Origin of the sequence: Microbacterium sp. (assembly GCF_011620665.1) — a bacterium.
Lineage (GTDB): Bacteria > Actinomycetota > Actinomycetes > Actinomycetales > Microbacteriaceae > Microbacterium.
Genome location: NZ_WOYQ01000055.1, coordinates 20,263 through 39,046 on the forward strand (window position 1 = coordinate 20,263; position 18,784 = coordinate 39,046).

The window sequence follows — 18,784 nt, forward strand, 5'->3', positions numbered from 1 at the left end:
GGCGATCCGGCGATCGGCAGATCGGGCGATCGGGCGATCCGGCGATCGGCAGATCCGGCGTGATCGACCGGGTCACGGCAGCGGGCGCGGCGCGCCGGCGATGACCGCGGCATCCGGCGCGATCACGAGGACTCCGGATGCCGAATCGACGGTGTCCGTGGCCAGCCACACCGTCTCTCCCTCGCGCAGCGGCACGCGCCACGGCTCTTCCGAGAGGTTCACGAGCACACGGGCCCCGCCGCGCTGGAGTTCGTAGACTTGGCCGCCGGGCGCCTCGGCGGCGCTCGCGCCTCGGCTTTCCGCACGCGGATCCGTGAGGTCGGGATGCGCGCGCCGCAGGTGCGCGAGGCGGCGATAGAGATCGAGGAGATCGGCGTGCGGCCGGGCGCCGACCTCGGTCCAATCGAGCTTGGACCGGATGAACGTGGCCGGATCGTTCGGATCCGGCACGAGGGATTCGTCCCACCCCATAGCGGCGAACTCCGCTTTGCGCCCCGCAGAGGTCGCGGCAGCCAGCTCGGGTTCGGGGTGCGATGTGAAGAACTGCCACGGGGTGGACGCCCCCCACTCCTCGCCCATGAAGAGCATCGGCGTGCCCGGTGTCGTCATCGTGAGTACCGCCGCGACGGCGAGGCGCCGCGACGAAAGCGTCGCACTCAGGCGGTCGCCCGCCGCACGATTTCCGATCTGATCGTGGTCCTGGGCGAATGTCACGAGCCGCCACGAGGGCACGTCGGGCGGGAGTGGGATGCCGTGCGCGCGCCCGCGAAAGGTCGAGACCGTCCCGTCGTGGAAGAACCCGCCGGTCCAGGTCTTGGGCACCGCCTGCAGGGCGGCGAAGTCGGCGTAGTATCCGTCGGTCTCGCCCGTGACGGCGACGTGGACGGCATGGTGCCAGTCGTCGAGCCACTGCGCGGCCAGGCCGTAGCCCCCGGACTCCCGCGGAAGGATCATCACGGGGTCGTTGAGGTCGCTCTCCGCGATGAGGGATAACGGACGCCCGACGTGGGCGCTCAGCGCGTCGGCCGCTTCGCCGAGCTCACGCAGGATATGCGCGGGGCTGTCCCCCGACTCGTGCAGGGCGTGGACGGCATCCAGCCGCAGCCCGTCGACATGGAAGTCGACGAGCCACATCCTGGCGTTGTCCAGAATGTAGTCGCGCACGGCGCGCTCATCGAGGTTCACACTCGCACCCCACGTCGTGTCGTGACCGTCACGCAGATACGGGCCGAACTCGGGCAGGTGGTTGCCGGAGGGCCCGAAATGGTTGTAGACGACATCCTGGATGACGGCGATCCCCGCACGGTGTGCGGCGTCGACGAATCTGCGATAGGCCTCCGGGCCGCCGTAGGCCTCGTGCACCGTGTACCAGAGCACGCCGTCGTAGCCCCAGTTGTGCGTACCGCTGAAGCCATTCACCGGGAGGAGCTCGACGTGGGTGACGCCGATGTCGCGGAGGTGGTCGAACTTCGCGGTCGCCGCGTCGAGCGTGCCCTCGGGCGTGAAAGTGCCGATGTGGAGCTCGTAGATCACGCCTCCGGCCAGCTGTCGTCCGTGCCAGTCGCTGTCGGTCCACGCGAAGGCGGCGGGGTCGTCGACGGCCGACAGCGCGTGGACTCCGTGCGGCTGGCGACGGGAGCGTGGGTCGGGCAGGACCCGATCACCCTCGCCCAGCACGAAGCCGTACTCATCCCCCGGTCCCAGGACGACCGCCGCGCGCCACCATCCGGCATCCGCCGCCGTCAGGTCGATGTCGGCGCGGCCGGGGCGGCGCAGCCGCACGCGCGCGGCGCGGGGCGCCCACACCTCGATGCTCATCCGACCATCCTGCCGTGCTCTCGGGATCGAGAGGAACGGGAACTCTCAAGCGTCCCCTCGTCGACGGGAGGGGACTTCGGGCTCTCCGAGCGAAAGCATGAGCCGGTTCGCCCAGTTGAAGAACGCCGCACCGTTGATGACGTCGATGATCTGGCTCTCGTCCAAGCCTGCATCCCGGAGGCGCGTGATGTCAGCAGCTCCGAACGCAAGGGGTGTTCCGGCGAGGGAGACGGATGCCGCCGTCACCGCGTTCCAGACAGCGTCTCCGAGCTCGGCGCCCACGCCTTCGTCGAGCAGGCGCTGAACATCGGCCTCCCGGCCAGACTCGCGGGTCGCGGCGGCGGCGTGGACCGATGCGCAGTACACGCAGCCGTTGCGCCGCGAGGTCGCGGCGGCAGCCAGTTCGCGCTCGGCGCGGCCGATGCCGCCAGTGACGTTGAAGAAGATGTCGAGGTCAGTGAGCGTCCGCGCGTGCAGCGCGCCGGGGTCACGTACGAGCAGCCGGAAGTACGGCATCTTCGCGCGCGCAGGCTCGATCAGGGCATCGCGCTGCCGGTCCGTGAGGTCTTGCTCCGCGACCGGCTGCAGCCACGGCACCCAGCCCAGGCCTTGCTGCGTGAAGGCATCCGGGCGAACGAGGTCGGGGTATTCAGTGATCCGGGCGGTCATGTCAGGCTCCTTCACCGGTCCGTGCGGGGGTGGATGCCGCGGGCGTGCGAGAGAGGATGCGCAGAGCCCACGCGGCCCGCAGCTGGAAGCTGAGGAAGCCCACCAACTGCGACACCGACACGACGTCATCGGCACTCCATCCGGCATCGGCGAGCTTCTGCAGCGCTTCGGGGCTCGACTCGCGCGGGCGAAAAACGAGCAGGTGCGCGTGCGTGAGCCCGGCCGCCAAGCGCGAGCCGAGTCCGGCTTCGGCGGTCCAGTGCGGGCCCGCTGTGCTTTCGGCCCGCAGCTCTGGCTCGCGATAGACGCCGTAAGGGCCGGTCGCGGCACCGCTGCGCGCAGCTGCTGCGACGGCTGCCACGAGCTCCGGTGCTTCGTCGCCGAGCAGGTCACCGTAGAAATCTGATGCTGCCGCAAAGCCGTGCACGTGTGCGACGAACGCCGCGATGGCGTACCTCTCCGCGAGCGGGAAGCTTCCGGCATCCGCCGGTTCGAGCAGTGCCTGAAAACTGCGCTGTGCGTTCTCGCGTGCCTGCGGCCGCTGATGCCGAAGGGCGTCGAGCGCATCACCGGGCCTGATGCCGGCGAGCAGGTCGATGATGTCGGCGGCGGCGGTCATGAGGTTCCTTCCGAGCGATGTGTGACGGCGAGGGGGCGATGAGCCCCGTGGAGGTCACGGGCGGCCTCGGGACCCGTGGCGAATCCGAGGCGGGGAGCCACCTGCTCTCCGAGCAGCTGCAGCGACCGCAGGGTCAGCTCGTGCGTCGCGGCGATCGAATGGACCTGGAACGACACGTCGCTGGCGGCTCGGAGCGACGTGTCGGCAGCGAGGGATGTGACCACTTCGTCGACCGTGCCCACGTGGGTATCGGTGATGCGGATGAGCGCGTCGATGTCGAGATCCGTCGTATCGATGCTGAACATCGTCTCGGCGAGGTGCCGCAGGCCCGATTCTGCGAGCTCGAGCGCGCGCGTGCGGTCACCCTCGTCGACGACCAGAGCAGTACGGGAAGCCAGCACGCGCACGGGGGCTCCCGACGGGAGCGCCTCGCGATAGGCGTCGATGATCGGCAGCTGCACCTCATGCAGCGGCGCATCGGGGGCCTCGGGGCGGCGTGGCTGGGTGCGCGAGAGCATCAGTCCGTCACCGTTCCGCCCGGCGCGGCGTCCGCCCTCGATCGAGAACGTCGCCTGCCAGATCCGCTCGGAGAGATCTCCGCCGGGCGGATAGATGCGGGAGGAGGTTCCCCGCACTCCCCGCCCGGCGAGCGCCTCGGTGAAGACCTCGAGGTGATCCGAGAAGATGTCGCTACGACGGTCGGCATCCTGCCCGAAGGCCGCGAACGACGAGGGCGTTCCGCCTGACGCGACGCCGAGCTGCACGCGCCCGCCGCTGAGCCGATCGAGCACTGACGCATCTTCCGCAGCGCGCAGCGGGTCATCGATCGGAAGAGTCACGACGCCCGTGGCCAATGCGATCTGGGATGTGCGCTGCGTGGCTGCGGCCAGCAGAACGAAGGGGGAGGGCAGTCCGCCCTCATCCTCGCCGAAGTGGTGCTGCGCCACCCAGGCGGACGCGAAGCCCGAGCGCTCGGCCTGATCGATCTGCTCGAGTGCAAACCGATAGCGGTCGGCGGCGGGCACCGGTTCGAGGAGCCGAGTGAAGAACCCGAGCCGTGGTCCGGTCATATATGCACCTGCCGTTTCATGAGATGTCGGCGCGAAGGGTCGCGCCGGCGGGATCGGTGTACCCGGAGCGCAACGAGGCGCCGGGGATGGCGGCCAGAAGCTGCCGGGTGTATTCGTGCTGGGGAACATCGAACACGTGCTGGGCGGGCCCGCACTCGACCTGCCGACCGCGCTGCATCACCGAGACCGTGTCGGAGATCTGCCGGACGACCGCGAGGTCGTGCGAAATGAAGACATACGTCAGGCCGAGTTCGGTCTGCAGTCGCGCGAGCAGCCGCAAGATCTGAGCCTGCACCGTGACGTCGAGCGCCGACACGGCCTCGTCGAGCACCACGAGCTCCGGCTCGACGATCAGCGCCCGCGCGATCGCAACCCGCTGACGCTGCCCGCCGGAAAGCTCCTGCGGATACCGAGCGCCGATCTCGGGCTGGAGAGAGACGAGGTCGAGGTGATGACGCGCTCGCTCGACCCGGTCGGTCCGGTCGCCCATCCCGAAGTTCCGCAGCGGCTCGGTCAGGATGCTCGTGACGGACTGTCGCGGATCCAGCGACGCAAAGGGATTCTGATAGACCAACTGGGTCGTCCGGTGGAACGCGCGCCGAGACCGCAGCGCCGTCACGTCGGTCTCGCCCACACGAATCACGCCGCTCGTCGGTTGGTTGAAACCGGCGATGCTGCGGCCCGTCGTCGTCTTGCCCGAGCCCGATTCCCCGACGAGCGCATGCGTCGTGCCCCGAACGACGACGAACGAAACGTCATCGACCGCCCGCAGCGGCGTACGCCCACGTCGTGCGAACTCCTGCGTGAGGCCGGTGACCTCAACGAGCGGGCGCGCCTGGGCATCCACCACCGGCGGCGTCCGTTCGACGATGCTCGTGAGCGAGGGCGCATCGGCGAGCAGCGTACGCGTGTACTCCGCGACCGGCCGGGTCAGAACCGAAGTGGACGGTCCCGCCTCCTGCACCTGCCCAGCGCGGAGGACCACGATCTGGTCCGAGCGGTCAGCGGCGACCGCGAGGTCGTGGGTGATGAAGAGGATGCCGGCGCCCGACGCCGTGCGCACGTCGTCGAGCAGGTCGAGCACCGTCCGCTGCACCGTCACGTCGAGTGCGCTCGTCGGCTCATCGGCGATGATCAATTCGGGTTCGAGGGCCAGGGCCGCTGCGATCAAGACGCGCTGGCGCATGCCCCCCGACAGCTCGTGCGGATGTTGCCGCACCCGCGCTTCCGGGTCGTCGATCCCGACACGATCCAGCAGTTCCAGCACGCGGGAATGGATCTTCCGGCGCTCCTTCCATCCATGGATGCGAAGCGCCTCACCGACGCTCCAGCCGATCGTTGCGACGGGGTTGAGCGAGTTGCCGGGGTCCTGAGGGATCAGAGCGATGCAGCGCCCGCGAAGACGTCGCCAGCTCTTCTCCGAGAGTCCCACGAGATCGGTCACCCCGTTTGTGCGCTCATTCAGGATGATGCGGCCGCGAGAGACCCGACCATTGCCGGCGAGCAGACCGATCACGGACTGGGCGATCGTGGATTTGCCCGATCCCGACTCGCCCACGAGGGCGGTCACGGTGCCCGCCTCCACCTCGAGCGAGACGCCGCGCACCGCGTCGACCGGACCATGACGCGTCCGGTACTGCACTGCGAGGTCTCGGATGGACAGCAGCGGCTGTGGGCTCATGCGGCACCCCGTCCCTGAATGGCCTGACTGAGCCGGTTGGTGGCCAGCACGACCAGGACCACCGCGACGCCGGGGAGAACGGTCAGCCACCATGCCGTCGCGACGTAGTTGCGGCCCTCGGCGATGAGCAGTCCCCATTCCGGTGTGGGCGGAGGTGCGCCGTAGCCGAGGAACCCGAGCGTGGAGATCTGCAGGATCGCTGAGCCGAGTTGAAGTGCGGCGAGCGCGATGACCGGCGTCAGAGAATTCGGCAGGATGTGCCGCCACAGAACGGCGAAGAATGTTCCTCCCGACCCGTATGCAGCCTCGACGAACTCGCTGACCCGCACGCTCACGACGCGCGCGCGTGCAAGGCGGGCGAACACCGCGATCGAAGTCACACCGACGGCGATCGCGGCACTCGTGGTCCCGAAGCCGAGCAGGATCACGACACTGAGTGAAAGCAGGAGCGCGGGGATCGCGAGGAGCACGTCGACGATCCGCATGAGGATGTCGTCGGCGCCGCCGCCGACCGCGCCGGCGACCACACCCATGGCGGTGCCGACGAGGAGACCGACCGCGACCGCAAGGAGTGCACCGATGATCGACTGCGAGGCACCATAGATGACCCGCGCATACAGATCACGACCGGTGGCATCGGTGCCGAACCAATGCTCGGCACTCGGCGCCTGCAGCGCCGCTGCGACAGTCTCGCTCGGGCTCTGCGTGGTGAACAAGCTCGGAAACAGCGCCCAGAGCACAGCGATGACGATGATCACCGCAGGCAGCACGAAGCCGAGGCGGCGGCGCGCTCGCACACGAGGGGCGGGCGGGGCCGCCTCCAGGGTAGAGGCGAGCATGGTCATCTGGCACCCCCCGCCGCGGTGAGCCGTTCGCCGGACACCGTCAGCTCGTCCGCCGCGCCCGGCGCGGTCGTGCGCGAGCGGCGAGTCGGGCTGCGGAGGCGGGCATCCAACACGGGATAGAGAAGGTCGACGATGAGATTGATGACGACGAAGGCGACCGTCGAGATCACGACGACCGCGAGCAGGACGGGCGTGTCACGGTTCGCGACCGCCTGCGCCGTGAGCTGACCGATGCCGGGGCGCGCGAACACGGTCTCAGTCACGACCGCACCGCCGACAAGTTCTCCGAACAGCAGCCCGGCCATCGTGAGCGTCGGCAGAAGCGCGTTGCGGGCGACGGTGCGCCACAGAAGCCACGACGTCGACGCGCCGCGGGCTCGCACGACGGTGACGAACGGCTGCTCGCGCACCTCGTCGATCGACCGCATGAGCACCTGCGCGAGTGGAGCGGCGATCGGTACCGCGAGCGTGACGACGGGAAGAATCAATGCTTGCGCAGGACCGGCGCCGATGACGGGGACGAGACCGAGACGGAACGAGAAGACCTGGATGAGAATGATGCCGACCCAGAAGACCGGCAGCGAGACGAAGAAGGGCGGCACTGCGCGGAAGAAACGGCGCACGTTCCGACCTGCGCCGTAAGTGGCCGTGAACGCGATGATCACGCTCAGGATGATCGCGAGGAGAAGACCCGGGACCGCCAGCGTCACGGTCGAGGGGAGCGCCGTGGCGATGAGGTCCGAGACGGCAGCGCCACTGGAGACGGAGTAGCCGAAGTCGCCGCGCAGGAACCCCGCGACCGAGAGGACGTACTGGGTGAGAAGCGGCTCGTCAGCGCCGAGGGACGCGCGGATCGCCTGGATCTGCGCGTCCGTCAGCCCCAGGTCGGGGCTCGCGTAGCGGGCGATGATCGCGTCACCGGGGAGCGCGGACAGCAGCACGTAGGCCACCGTGTAGGCCAGGGCCGACACGAGGACGGCCTGGCCGGCACGGCCCAGCACATAGGTCATGATGCTCCTCTCACGGTGTCGTACGCGTCGCCGTGCGGTGCCGGCGGAACGACACCCTACGGCGACGCGTCAGCCGACCAGCCAGGTCGAATAGAATGACGGGCGTCCGACGGATTCGGTGGCGAATCCCTGCACCTTGTCGGTGAGACCGAACACTTGCGGTTCCTCGAAGATGGGCAGGATGTAGGCGTTCTCGGCGAGGTACTCCTGCGCCGCGGCCGACGCCGTCTGACGCTTCTGCGTCGTCGGCTCTGATGCGATCTCCTGCAGCAGCGAATCGAGCTGCGCATCGCCGATCGATCCGTCGGCCTTCGCGAAGTTCAGCAGCGCGTTTCGGTTCTTCGAGAAGTACTGGGACTTCAGAACATCGAAGTCGGCGCGTCCCACCATCGAGTGATACACCTGCACGCTGCTCCCGTCTGCAGCGGCGGCAGTCTGCGCGGCCATGTCCCCCGCATACAGATCGACCGTGATGCCGAGGTCTCCCAGCTGCTCCTGGATCAAGGTCACGACCTCTTTGGAGCGAGGCTGCGGCAGGGCCTCGTTGAAAGTCAAGGTCAACACCTCGCCGTCCTTCTCCCGCAGACCGTCACTGTTCAGCGCCCACCCCGCGCCCTCGAGAAGATCAGCAGCCTTCTTCGGGTCGTGGACGTAATACTCGGACGTGTCGATGTAGCCGAGGGCGGTCGACGCAAGCGCACCCGTGGCAAGCGGGTAGTTCTCCGTGAAGAGCGTGTCGACGATCTGCTGACGATCGATTCCGGCGATCAGCGCCTGGCGCACCCTGAGGTCGGAGAGCCACGGCTCGCGGAAGCGGAAGCTGAGCCCATTGTTGACACCGTTCGTACCGGCGGCGTGCAGCGTAAGCCCGGATGCCGCGAACTGCGCCTCATCGGGGGCTTCGATCCCTCGGGCGATCTCTGCCTGCCCGGAGACGACGGTGCCGACACGGACGCTGTCTTCGGATGCGACAACGACGTCGATGCCATCGAGGTAGGCGGCGCCTTGGCGCTCGAGTGACGGCGGGCCCCAGTCATAGTCCTCACGCGCGGTGAGGCGCGTCGAGGTGCCCAGCTCTTCTCCGGATATCACGAAAGGCCCGGTGCCGATGATCTCCCTAGCGTTGCCGGGCCCGAACTGTTCGCTCGTGCGGTCCAGCGTGGCATCCGACAGCAGTCCCGAAGTGATCGTCGAGACGGCCTGGGCGAAGCCGGGTGAGGGCGCGGTGAAGAAGAACGAGACGGTGTCCCCGTCGACCACCTCACCGCGATCGTAGTTGTTGATCGCCTCCGAGACCGGCAATGCACGTTCGGTGTCGCCCCGGCCGAACAGGTCGAGGTTCTTCACGACATTCGCCGCGGTCAGCGGCGTGCCATCCGAATATGTGACGTCGGTGCGCAGATCGAACGTGTAGGCGGTCGCGTCGTCGTTGACCGTGTAAGCGGTCGCGATCCACGGTTCGAGCTCGAGCGTCTCGGGGTTCTGATACAGCAGACGGTCGGTGATGTTGTTCACGATGCCGCCGTTGGGGTAGAAGCCAGCCGACGGCGGATACAGCGTGTTCCACGCCTGTGGTTCGAGGTAGGTCAACGTGCCGCCCTGCGCGGGATCGCCGACCGCTTCAGCGGGAGTGGATGCGCCGCTGCCGGACGAGCAGCCGACGACGAGGGCGCCGAGCGTGGCGGCCGCGGCCGCCACGAGGATCACGCGAGTGGTTCGGGACATGAGTGCTCCTTGGAGGCGCCAGACAGCATCTGGTGTGTGCGGTGAGGGGTTCCCAGCCCACCACAGCCGCCCTCTCAGGGCGATTCATGCTTCATGGGGCGTAAAGAACGTCACATGCCGTCACCGGATTCGCGCTCGCACCGATTGCGCGCGCCAGTCCGCGACAAGGAGCGCAACCGGATACGTGTCCAAGAGGTCGGCCATCGGCAGCGCCCCGCCGGAGTATCGGCGGCCGGTCAGCACATCGACACAGTCGCCCGCGCGGCGGAGCAAGACGGTGTCACCCCATCCGCCGCGCGCGGCGAGACCCACCGGCAGGCGCGTCGCCACCGCGAGCGCGCCGCCGCGGTCGAACGCGATGGCGTACTCGGCGGCCTCGCCGACGACGGTCACCGGGATGTAGCGCGTGAACAGCTCCGGGCGGTCGCGGCGCAAGCGCAGCGCGCGCGAGGTCACGAGAAGCTTGGCCGCGCCGGACTCGTCGATCTCCGGCATCCATCCGTCGTCCAGGCGGGCCAGCAGCCTCCGGCGCTCGGCGAAGTCGACGGCGCGGCGGTTGTCGGGGTCGACGAGTGACAGATCCCACAGCTCAGTGCCCTGATAGACGTCCGGCACACCCGGGCCGGCCAGCTGCAGCAGCTTGGCGGCGAGCGCATTGGATCGACCTGCGGCCATGATCTCAGCGGCGAACCCCTCGACGATCCCCTGCGCGGCACCGAAGGCGGCGTCGACCACCGCACGCACGCGGCTCTCGGCGACATGATCCGGCTCGGCCCACGTGGTGACGATCCCCCCCTCGCGCGCCGCCTTCTCGGCATACGCACGCAACCGCTCGGGGCTCGCCGGCCAGGCGCCCACCACGGCTTGCCAGAGCAGCGCGTCGAGCGGGCCATCGCCAGCCGACGCGATCGCGCGCAGGCTTCGCAGCACCTCGGACCATCGGGCAGGGATCTCGGCCAGCACGGCCAGCCGAGCCCGCACGTCCTCGGAGCGCTTCGTGTCGTGAGTCGACAGTGCCGTCAGCGTGTGCGGCCAGGCAGCCTGACGCCGGGCGGATGCCGCGTGGAAGTCGGCCGGCGGCAACGCGAACTGCGACGGGTCGGCACCGACCTCGGTCGACGAACCGAGTCGCGTGCAGCGGTAGAAGGCTGAGTCCTCGACGCCCTTGGCCATCACCGGTCCGGTGGTCTGCATGAACCGCCGAGAGAATTCCTGTGTGCCGCACCGGGCCGGCTCTGCGATCAGGGGCTCCATCGCGGCGATCGCGTCGGCCAGCTCGGGACGCGCGCGGGACGCATCGTCCGCGGCATGCCGGATGTGTTCCGTGCCGGCCGGGAGGTAGGCGCGATAGACCGGGAAGGCCGCGAGGAGTTCGGCGAGCGCATCGCGCAGCACGGCGGCGGCGAATCGATCTCGCACCGCCGCGGGCAGGCAGCGCACGAGGCGGCCCACTTCGGCGGCCTGCGCGGTGTCGGCGACGAGGCGCTTGGTGTCGTGGATGAGCGCCGGCCAGGCCAGCGCCTCACCGCGCAGCCGGGTGTCGAGCGCCGTCAACGCCGCCTCCCCCGCCGGATCAGTGAGCACACGGTCGATCTCGGCGAGTGCGTCGTACCCGGTCGTGCCGTCGGTCTGCCACCACCCCGGCAGTTCTTCGCCGGTCTCCAGGATCTTCTCCACCACGACGTAGGCAGACCCGACCGCCTCCGCGAGGCTTTCGAGGTACGCGCCGGGGTCGGCGAGCCCATCCGGGTGATCGATGCGCAGCCCGTCGACGACTCCCTGGTCGATCCAGCGCACCACCTCGACATGGCTCGCGTCGAAGACCTCCGGCACCTCCACCCGCACGCCCGCGAGCGAGGTCACGGTGAAGAACCTGCGATAGTTCAGCAGATCCACGTCGCGGCGCCACCAGACCAGCCTCCAGTGCTGACGGGCGAGGACATCTCGCACGGCGGCGACATCGGCGGTGGCGCGGAGTGGCGCGGTCCCCTCCGCCAGTGGCAGGACGAGGGTGTGGTACCGCGCCGTGCCGAACGGAGCGTCGTCCGTGGGCTCGGGCGAAACCGTCATCTCGCCCGCGCCGAGCACCTCATCCGGGTCACTCCCGAGAACGGGGAGCACGAGTCGCCCGTCGCCGTGCTCCCAGTCGATGTCGAACGCGCCCGCGTGCGGAGATGCACGTCCGCGCAGGAGCACGTCCCACCACCACGGATTCTCCGCGGGTATGGCGACGCCCTGATGATTGGGCACGATGTCGACGAGGATCCCGAGACCCGCCGCGCGGGCGGCCGCGCTGAAGCGCGCAAGAGCAGCCGGTCCGCCGCGCGTCTCGTCCACCCGCGTGGGGTCGACGACGTCGTATCCGTGCTCGGACCCGGCCGCAGCCTGCAGCAGAGGCGACAGGTAGGCCCAGTCGACCCCGAGGTCGCGCAGGTAGGGCAGCGCCTCTGCCGCGGCATCCAGATCGAAGGACGGGCGCAGCTGCAGCCGGTACGTCGAGACGGGGCGTCGCGTCATCGTCCGCTCGGTTGCTCGGCCTTCGGCGCCGGCGACGGCACGAGGTCGATCGGGGCAGTGAACGCGGCGAGCGACGCGGCGACCGAATGGTCGACCTCCGGCTGTTCCGGCTCATGGTCGCGCAGCACCATGAGCGATCGTCCGACGAGGTCCACGTGGTCACCCCCGGAAAGCGGTGCACCGTCGGCAGCCCCACCGGCGGTGTCGACGATCACTTCCCACTCCGGGCCGAAGTCGGCCTGCGGCATCGTGAACTGCACCTGCTCGTCGCCCGCGTTGAAGAGGATGAGGAAGTGGCCGTCGTGGATCTCCTGCCCGCGCCGATCGCGTTCACGGATGCCGTCCCCGTTGAGGAACACCCCCACCGCGCGCCCGAAACCCGAGCCCCAGTCCTCGGGCTGCATCTGCGTGCCGTCCGGGCGAAGCCACACGATATCGGGTACCGGCGCGCCCTCTTCGCGCCGCACGGGCCGACCGTCGAAGAACCTGCTGCGACGGAAGGTCGGGTGCTCTCGGCGCAGGCGGGCCAGCGCCGCGGTGAACTCGACGAGCGGCTGGTCCACGTGCTCCCAGTCGATCCACGTGATCTCGTTGTCTTGCGCGTACCCGTTGTTGTTGCCGCCCTGTGTGCGGCCGAGCTCGTCGCCGTGGCTGATCATCGGCACGCCCTGGCTGAGCAACAGCGTCGCAAGGAAGTTGCGCTGCTGGCGCGCGCGCAGAGTCAGCACATCGGGGTCGTCCGTGGGACCTTCGACGCCGCAGTTCCACGAGCGGTTGTGCGATTCGCCGTCGTTGTTGTCCTCGCCGTTGGCTTCGTTGTGCTTCTCGTTGTACGAAACGAGGTCGCGAAGCGTGAAGCCGTCGTGGGCCGTGACGAAGTTGATGGATGCCACGGGTCTGCGCGCGGAGTGCTCATAGAGGTCGGCTGAACCCGTGAGGCGCGACGCGAACTCGCCGAGCGTCGAAGGCTCACCGCGCCACAGGTCGCGGACCGTGTCACGGTACTTGCCGTTCCACTCGGTCCACTGGGGCGGAAAGTTGCCCACCTGATAGCCGCCCGGGCCGAGATCCCACGGCTCCGCGATGAGCTTGACCTGGGAAACCACCGGATCCTGCTGAACGAGCTCGAAGAATGTCGCGAGACGGTCGACCTCGTAGAACTCCCGGGCGAGCGTCGCGGCGAGGTCGAACCGGAATCCGTCGACGTGCATTTCGAGCACCCAGTAGCGCAGCGAATCCATGATCAGCTGCAGCGCGTGCGGATTCCCGACGTTGAGGGAGTTTCCCGTTCCGGTGTAGTCGGTGTAGTAGCGCTTGTCGTCGTCTTCAAGTCGGTAGTAGGCCTCGTTGTCGATTCCCCTCAGCGACAGAGTCGGACCCATGTGGTTGCCCTCGGCGGTGTGGTTGTAGACCACGTCGAGAATCACCTCGATGCCGGCCGAGTGGAGCGCCTTGACCATGCCCTTGAACTCTTGCACCTGCTGTCCGCGCTGCCCCATCGCCGAGTAGGTGTTCTGGGGCGCGAGGAAGGCGACCGTGTTGTAGCCCCAGTAGTTGGACAGGCCCTTCGCCTGAAGCGTCGAGTCGTTGACGAACTGGTGAACCGGCATGAGCTCGATCGCCGTGACGCCGAGCTTCTTGAGATGCTCGATGATCGCCGGATGCGCGATCGCGCTGTAGGTGCCGCGGATCTCTTCGGGGATGTCGGGATGCAGCTGCGTCAATCCCCGCACGTGCGCTTCGTAGATGAGCGATTCGGCGTACGGCGTTTTGGGCTGCCGGTCACCCGTCCAATCGAAGAAGGGGTTGATGACGATCGCCTTCATCATCTGTCGGGCCGAGTCGTCGGTGTTGATCGAGTCGGGGTCGCCGAAGGTGTAGCCGAAGACCGACTGCCCCCATTCGATCTCACCCTCAACGGCTTTCGCGTACGGGTCGAGAAGCAGCTTGTGGGGGTTGAACCGCTGTCCACGACCAGGATCGGCCGGCCCGTAGACCCGATAGCCGTAGCGCTGCCCCGGCTGGACGGTGGGCAGGTAAGCGTGCCAGACGTACGCATCGACGTCGCGCAGTTCGACCCGGGTCTCCGCTCCCCGGTCCCCGAACAGGCACAGCTCGACACGCTCGGCCGCCTCACTGAACAGCGCGAAGTTGGTGCCGCTGCCGTCGAATGTCGCCCCGAGGGGATAAGCCGATCCGGGCCAAACCTGCATGAGCGCCTCCTGTGCGTCGGCTTCCCACCCTAGTTGGCCGACACATCGGGGTCGTGACCCCGAGGGGGCTTCAGCGCAGGGCGAGCTGCTCCTCGAGGTAGTCGCTGAGCGGGCGGATGCCGCCGTCCGTGCTCCAACGAATCTGCGGTATGCCGGAGACCATCGACAGCGGACCCGAGCTGCCACCAGCATCCACAGCATCCAGATCCACCGGCTCCCAGCAGAGATGGAGCGTCTCGCCCTCGGCGAATCCACCCCGCCTCGCCGCGGCCGCGATTGCGGCGCGCGCACGCTGCGATTCCGCGGTGTAGCCACGGATCGCTTCGGCCCGCGCGCGAACGACCTGGCCCGTCGCGGCCACGCCCTCCGGTCCGATGAGCAGGACCCCGAGGTGCCACGCCTCGCCCACGGGCACGATTCTCCGTGCGCGGCCGATGCCGAGGACCCTGCGCCGGCCGGACCATTCCCCCAGGCGCTCGCGGGGAGCATCGGCGAGCCGGGTCCGGGCCTCGGCGATCAGCTCGGTCGCGTGCGCGCTCATCCGTCGGTCAGATACCGCCATCGATCGAGCGGATGAACTCGCCCGGCTCTTCGGGGACCATCACGGCCGTCTCCCGATTGAGGCTCTCACCGCCGAAGAACGGCTTGGACCGTGGGTACACGTACCAGATCAGCATCAGCACGAGACCGATCAGCAACGAGCCGATCCCGACGACGAACGTGCCGCCGATGCCGAGCAGCTTCGAATACCCGTAGTCGACGTCGTACATGTCGATTGCCGACTGCACGAAGGCGAAGGTCAGCATCAGGGCGCCGAGCAGGGGGAAGATGCCTTTCAACCAGAGATCGCGCGCCGATCGGCCGAGGTCGCGGCGGTAATACCAGACGCACGAGTATCCGGTGATGGCGTAGTAGAAGGCGATCGCAAGACCGAGCGAGAGGATCGAGTCCTGGAGGATGTTGTCGCTGATGAGCGTCATGCCGACGTAGTAGGAGACGGCGACGACGCCGACGACGAGGGTCGAGAACGACGGTGTCTTGTACCGCGGGTGCACGGTTTTGAACCGCTCCGGCAGCGCCCGGTAGACGCCCATCGCGAGCGTGCCCCGCGCGGTGGGGAGGATCGTGGTCTGGGTCGACGAAACCGCCGAGATGATGACGGCGACGACCAGCAGCCAGCCCCACGGGCCGAGCAGGCCGTCTTTGATTGCGAGGAAGAAGTCGTCCGCGTTGGCTTCGTTGCCGAGCCCCGTGCCGTTCTCGCCCAGCCCGGCGTACATCATCGCGGCGATCGTGACGGAAACATACGTGAAGAGCAGGATGACGGTGGTCAGCACCGCGGCGCGCCCGGGGGTGCGTTTGGGATCCTTCGTCTCTTCGTTCAGCGCCAGGCAGGTGTCCCAGCCCCAGTAGATGAAGAGGGCGAGCAGCACAGCCTCGGTGAACCCGCTGAAGTCGGTGAAGGCGAAGGGGTTCAGCCACTCCCAGTCGAAGGGCGTCGGGTTGGGTGCGGTGCCGGAGAAGAACTGCCAGAGCGCGGCGATCACGAAGATCGCGAGCGCCAGGTACTGGATCGCGAGCAGCACGTTCTGGATGCGTTCGCCGATCTCGACGCCGCGCCAACTCACCCACGTCATTGCGGCGATGAAGAGCACCGCCACGAGGATGACGCGCCAGTCACGGTTCTCGAACTCGAACCCGATGAGGTTCCAGAAATACACCGAAGCTATCTGGGCGAGATTGGCGAGCACGATGATTCCGGCCACGGCGACGCCCCAGCCGCCCATCCACCCCACCCACGGCCCGAAAGCCTTCGTGGCCCAGGTGAAGGTCGTCCCGCAGTCGGGAATCTCGTTGTTGAGCTCGCGGTACGCGAACGCGATGAACAGCATCGGGATGAAAGCGATGATGAACGCGATCGGCGCTTGACCGCCGACCGCCAACACCACGAATCCGAGAGTCGCGACGAGGGAGTAGACCGGCGCCGTCGATGCCAGGCCGATGACGGTCGATCCCCACAGGCCGAGGGTGCCCGTGGCGAGACCCTTCCCGTCGGGGCGCTCCAAGCGGATCGGCGTGGTCTTTCCGAAGTCGCTCATCGCATTCCTCCCGGCGGCTGTTCACCGAAGACTAGACCCTCGGATGCCGTGCGCGCACGCATCGGGGATCGCGCCCGGCGGGGACGCGTCAGCGGGGGCCGGGGCGCACGGAGAGATCGGAGATGACGGCATCCGCGGGAAGATCCAACGCCGCGAGAAGGGCTGTGGCGACCGATTCAGGGTCGATGAAGCGGGTCGGGTCGTACGCGACACCCTCCTGCTCGTGCACGAGCTCCTGCATCGGCGTCGCCGTCCGCCCTGGGTACACCGTCGTCACGCGCACCCCGTTACGCGCCTCCTCACCGCGCAGCGCGTCGGCGAGCGCCTTGAGCCCGTGCTTCGAGGCGGCGTACGCCGCCCATTCCGGATGCGCCGTCAGCCCCGCACCGGAGTTCACGAAGAGCACCTGGCCGCGCGCGGCGCGCAGCGCCGGGAGAGCGACGCGGGTGAGCTCGGCCGGGGAGACGAGATTGACGGCGAGCTGCGACTCCCACGCGTCGAGCGGCAGATCGGAGACGCGGCCGAGGTCGACGACGCCGGCCGCGTGAATCACGGAATCGAGGACGTCGGGCAGGCCGGGTGCGGCCCCCGCGATCGTGTCCGGATGCCGAAGGTCGGCCGTGACGGCCAGGGAGCCGGCGAAGCGAGCGGCGAGCTCCGCGCCGCGCGCCTCGTCGCGGGCGACGAGGACGAGTCGATCCCCGCGGGCGGCGAGCCGCTGGGCGACCGCACGGCCGATGCCGCTCCCGGCGCCGGTGATGAGATGGGTCTGGGGCATGCGACCATCCTCCCACCGGCATGCACGCGGGGTCGGGTCCGGGTGATCTCGATACACCGGCGGCTCCGCCGCCGGCACTCGATCGGCGAGGAACAGCGGAATTGGGCAGACGGCACTCGATCGGCGAGGAACAGCGGAATTGGGCAGACGGCACTCGATCGGCGAGGAACAGCGGAATTGGGCAGACGGCACTCGATCGGCGGGGCGCTCGTTACGCTGCCGGGAGGTAGTCGTGGCGGCGGCGGGCGGCGGGCCTGGGACTGCGGGTGGGGTCGACCCAGGCTGGTGGGATGAGCCATACGTGTGCCGTGATGCCGACCCCGTCAATGCGGATGTCCCAGCCTTGGTCGTGGATGAGGTGGTGGCAGCTGGTGCAGAGGAGGACCCCGTTGCTGAGGTTCGTCGGTCCGCCTCGGGACCACCATCGAATGTGGTGGGCTTTCGTGCGTCCCGGCGGTGCACCGCATCCGGCGCAGCCACCGTCGCGTTCGGCGAGCGCGAGGCGTTGTGCGTGGGTGAAGAAGCGTTTGTCCTTGCCGAAGTCGAGGATCTGACTGTCCGCGCCCAAGACCATCGGGATGGTCCCGCCACCGGCGGCCATCCGCCGAACGGTGCCGATGCAGATGGGCTGGTCGATCCCGTCGATGAGCCCTGAGCCCGTGCCGGCCTGCAGATCCTCGAGGCTGACCCGGACGATGACCGTCGCCCCGGGCAGAGTCCGGTTCGTCCGGTCGCAGCCGGTGTAGTGCTCGCAGATCGTCACGAACGCGTCGGCCTGCATCACCGGGATCGGGCGCGGCGGGAGCCCGCTTCCCTTCTGCCGAGCGTCATCGCGCTGCGCATTCAGGTCGGCGGTGACGATCGCGTCGATGAGGGCCAGGATCGGGGCGCCCCGTTCGGGATCGAACTTCCCGTTCACAATAATCATCCCGGTGCGCTCCTGCCGGATCGTCAGTCCGGTCTGCGCACGCAGGTCCGCCTCCTTCGGTTCCAGACCATCCGGATCGAGGTACGCCTCGGCCCGGGCGAGGACCTTCTGCAGAGCGTGCAGGTCGAGACCGGCCGCCTGTGCGGTGAGCGTCTGCTCCGCCTCGTCGATCGCGGCGGCCGTCGCCCGGCTCTCGACACCATCGAGCATGGTGATGATCGCTGCCGCGGCATCCTTACCGAGCAGACCTTTCGAAAGCGCCTCGCCCACGTGCGGGCGCCGTGCGGGCGCTTCCGCTCCAGAAAGCAGCAATCGTGGTGCGGTCGCCGCGCCGACCTGAATGAGTTTCGCGGCATCGCCCGTGGTCGTCCCGAGTGTCGTCGCGAGGAACACGTTCGCGGACCGGTGCCCCTGCTTCTTGGCGAGGGAATCCACGCCCAACTCCGGTCGCGACTGTCGGGAGATCTCGGCCGCGACCTGTGACGCCGCGGCATCCAACAGGCGCCGCGCATGACCGATCTGCCTGTTCACCTCTACCAGACGCGAAGCGTCACAGCCCTCGACCCGCTCCATCGGCCAGGCGGCGGCCAACGCGGTCACCGCCGTTTGGAGTGAATCGATTGTGGAAGACATATACGAAGATTACTCCGGTCCACCGACATTGAGGCGAAGATTTGTTCGCCCGTGGACAACGTGAAGGACCGAGTGATCTCGGTACACCGACGGCTGCGCCGCCGGCACTCGATCAGCGAAACATCACCGACGGCTGCGCCGCCGGCACTCGATCAGCGAAACATCACCGACGGCTGCGC

At 68.4% G+C, this 18,784-nt stretch carries 14 protein-coding genes; all 14 read right to left on the reverse strand.

What is annotated here, in order from left to right:
• Positions 1-72 precede the first annotated feature (72 nt).
• Entirely contained in the window at positions 73-1,818 is a 1,746-nt protein-coding gene (gene treZ / locus QZV81_RS07340) for a malto-oligosyltrehalose trehalohydrolase (protein WP_292835042.1), read from the reverse strand.
• Positions 1,819-1,863: 45 nt separating this feature from the next.
• Positions 1,864-2,487 carry an alkylhydroperoxidase domain protein gene (locus tag QZV81_RS07345; RefSeq protein ID WP_292835044.1) on the reverse strand — a complete coding sequence of 208 codons (624 nt, stop codon included), beginning with the start codon at positions 2,485-2,487 and terminating at the stop codon, positions 1,864-1,866.
• 1 nt (position 2,488) lies between these two features.
• Positions 2,489-3,106: a CMD domain protein gene (locus QZV81_RS07350; RefSeq protein ID WP_292835046.1), complete on the reverse strand. Its 618-nt coding sequence runs from the start codon at positions 3,104-3,106 to the stop codon at positions 2,489-2,491.
• Positions 3,103-4,176 (reverse strand): putative FMN-dependent luciferase-like monooxygenase, encoded by a 1,074-nt coding sequence (locus QZV81_RS07355; protein ID WP_292835049.1) that lies wholly within the window; start codon positions 4,174-4,176, stop codon positions 3,103-3,105. The genes QZV81_RS07350 and QZV81_RS07355 overlap by 4 nt, the downstream gene beginning before the upstream one ends.
• A gap of 16 nt (positions 4,177-4,192) precedes the next feature.
• Positions 4,193-5,857, reverse strand: coding sequence for an ABC transporter ATP-binding protein (locus QZV81_RS07360; protein ID WP_292835051.1), 1,665 nt, complete (start codon positions 5,855-5,857; stop codon positions 4,193-4,195).
• Positions 5,854-6,702 (reverse strand): ABC transporter permease, encoded by an 849-nt coding sequence (locus QZV81_RS07365; RefSeq protein WP_292835054.1) that lies wholly within the window; start codon positions 6,700-6,702, stop codon positions 5,854-5,856. The genes QZV81_RS07360 and QZV81_RS07365 overlap by 4 nt, the downstream gene beginning before the upstream one ends.
• Positions 6,699-7,712, reverse strand: coding sequence for an ABC transporter permease (locus tag QZV81_RS07370; RefSeq protein WP_292835057.1), 1,014 nt, complete (start codon positions 7,710-7,712; stop codon positions 6,699-6,701). The genes QZV81_RS07365 and QZV81_RS07370 overlap by 4 nt, the downstream gene beginning before the upstream one ends.
• Positions 7,713-7,781: 69 nt before the next feature.
• On the reverse strand, positions 7,782-9,437 hold the full coding sequence (locus tag QZV81_RS07375) for a TIGR04028 family ABC transporter substrate-binding protein (protein ID WP_292835060.1): 1,656 nt from the start codon (positions 9,435-9,437) through the stop codon (positions 7,782-7,784).
• Between the two features lie 120 nt (positions 9,438-9,557).
• Positions 9,558-11,954, reverse strand: a complete 2,397-nt coding sequence (gene treY / locus QZV81_RS07380) for a malto-oligosyltrehalose synthase (protein WP_292835063.1) — start codon at positions 11,952-11,954, stop codon at positions 9,558-9,560.
• Positions 11,951-14,167, reverse strand: a complete 2,217-nt coding sequence (gene glgX / locus QZV81_RS07385) for a glycogen debranching protein GlgX (protein ID WP_292835066.1) — start codon at positions 14,165-14,167, stop codon at positions 11,951-11,953. Before glgX ends, treY begins: the two co-directional genes overlap by 4 nt.
• 70 nt (positions 14,168-14,237) lie before the next feature.
• Positions 14,238-14,729, reverse strand: a complete 492-nt coding sequence (locus QZV81_RS07390; protein WP_292835069.1) for a glutaminase — start codon at positions 14,727-14,729, stop codon at positions 14,238-14,240.
• Positions 14,716-16,266: an APC family permease gene (locus QZV81_RS07395; RefSeq protein WP_292835072.1), complete on the reverse strand. Its 1,551-nt coding sequence runs from the start codon at positions 16,264-16,266 to the stop codon at positions 14,716-14,718. The genes QZV81_RS07390 and QZV81_RS07395 overlap by 14 nt, the downstream gene beginning before the upstream one ends.
• 88 nt (positions 16,267-16,354) lie before the next feature.
• Positions 16,355-17,044, reverse strand: coding sequence for an SDR family oxidoreductase (locus QZV81_RS07400; RefSeq protein WP_292835075.1), 690 nt, complete (start codon positions 17,042-17,044; stop codon positions 16,355-16,357).
• 211 nt (positions 17,045-17,255) lie between these two features.
• A complete protein-coding gene (locus QZV81_RS07405; RefSeq protein WP_292835078.1) occupies positions 17,256-18,605 on the reverse strand; it encodes an HNH endonuclease signature motif containing protein in 1,350 nt (449 codons plus the stop codon).
• Between the last annotated feature and the right edge of the window lie 179 nt (positions 18,606-18,784).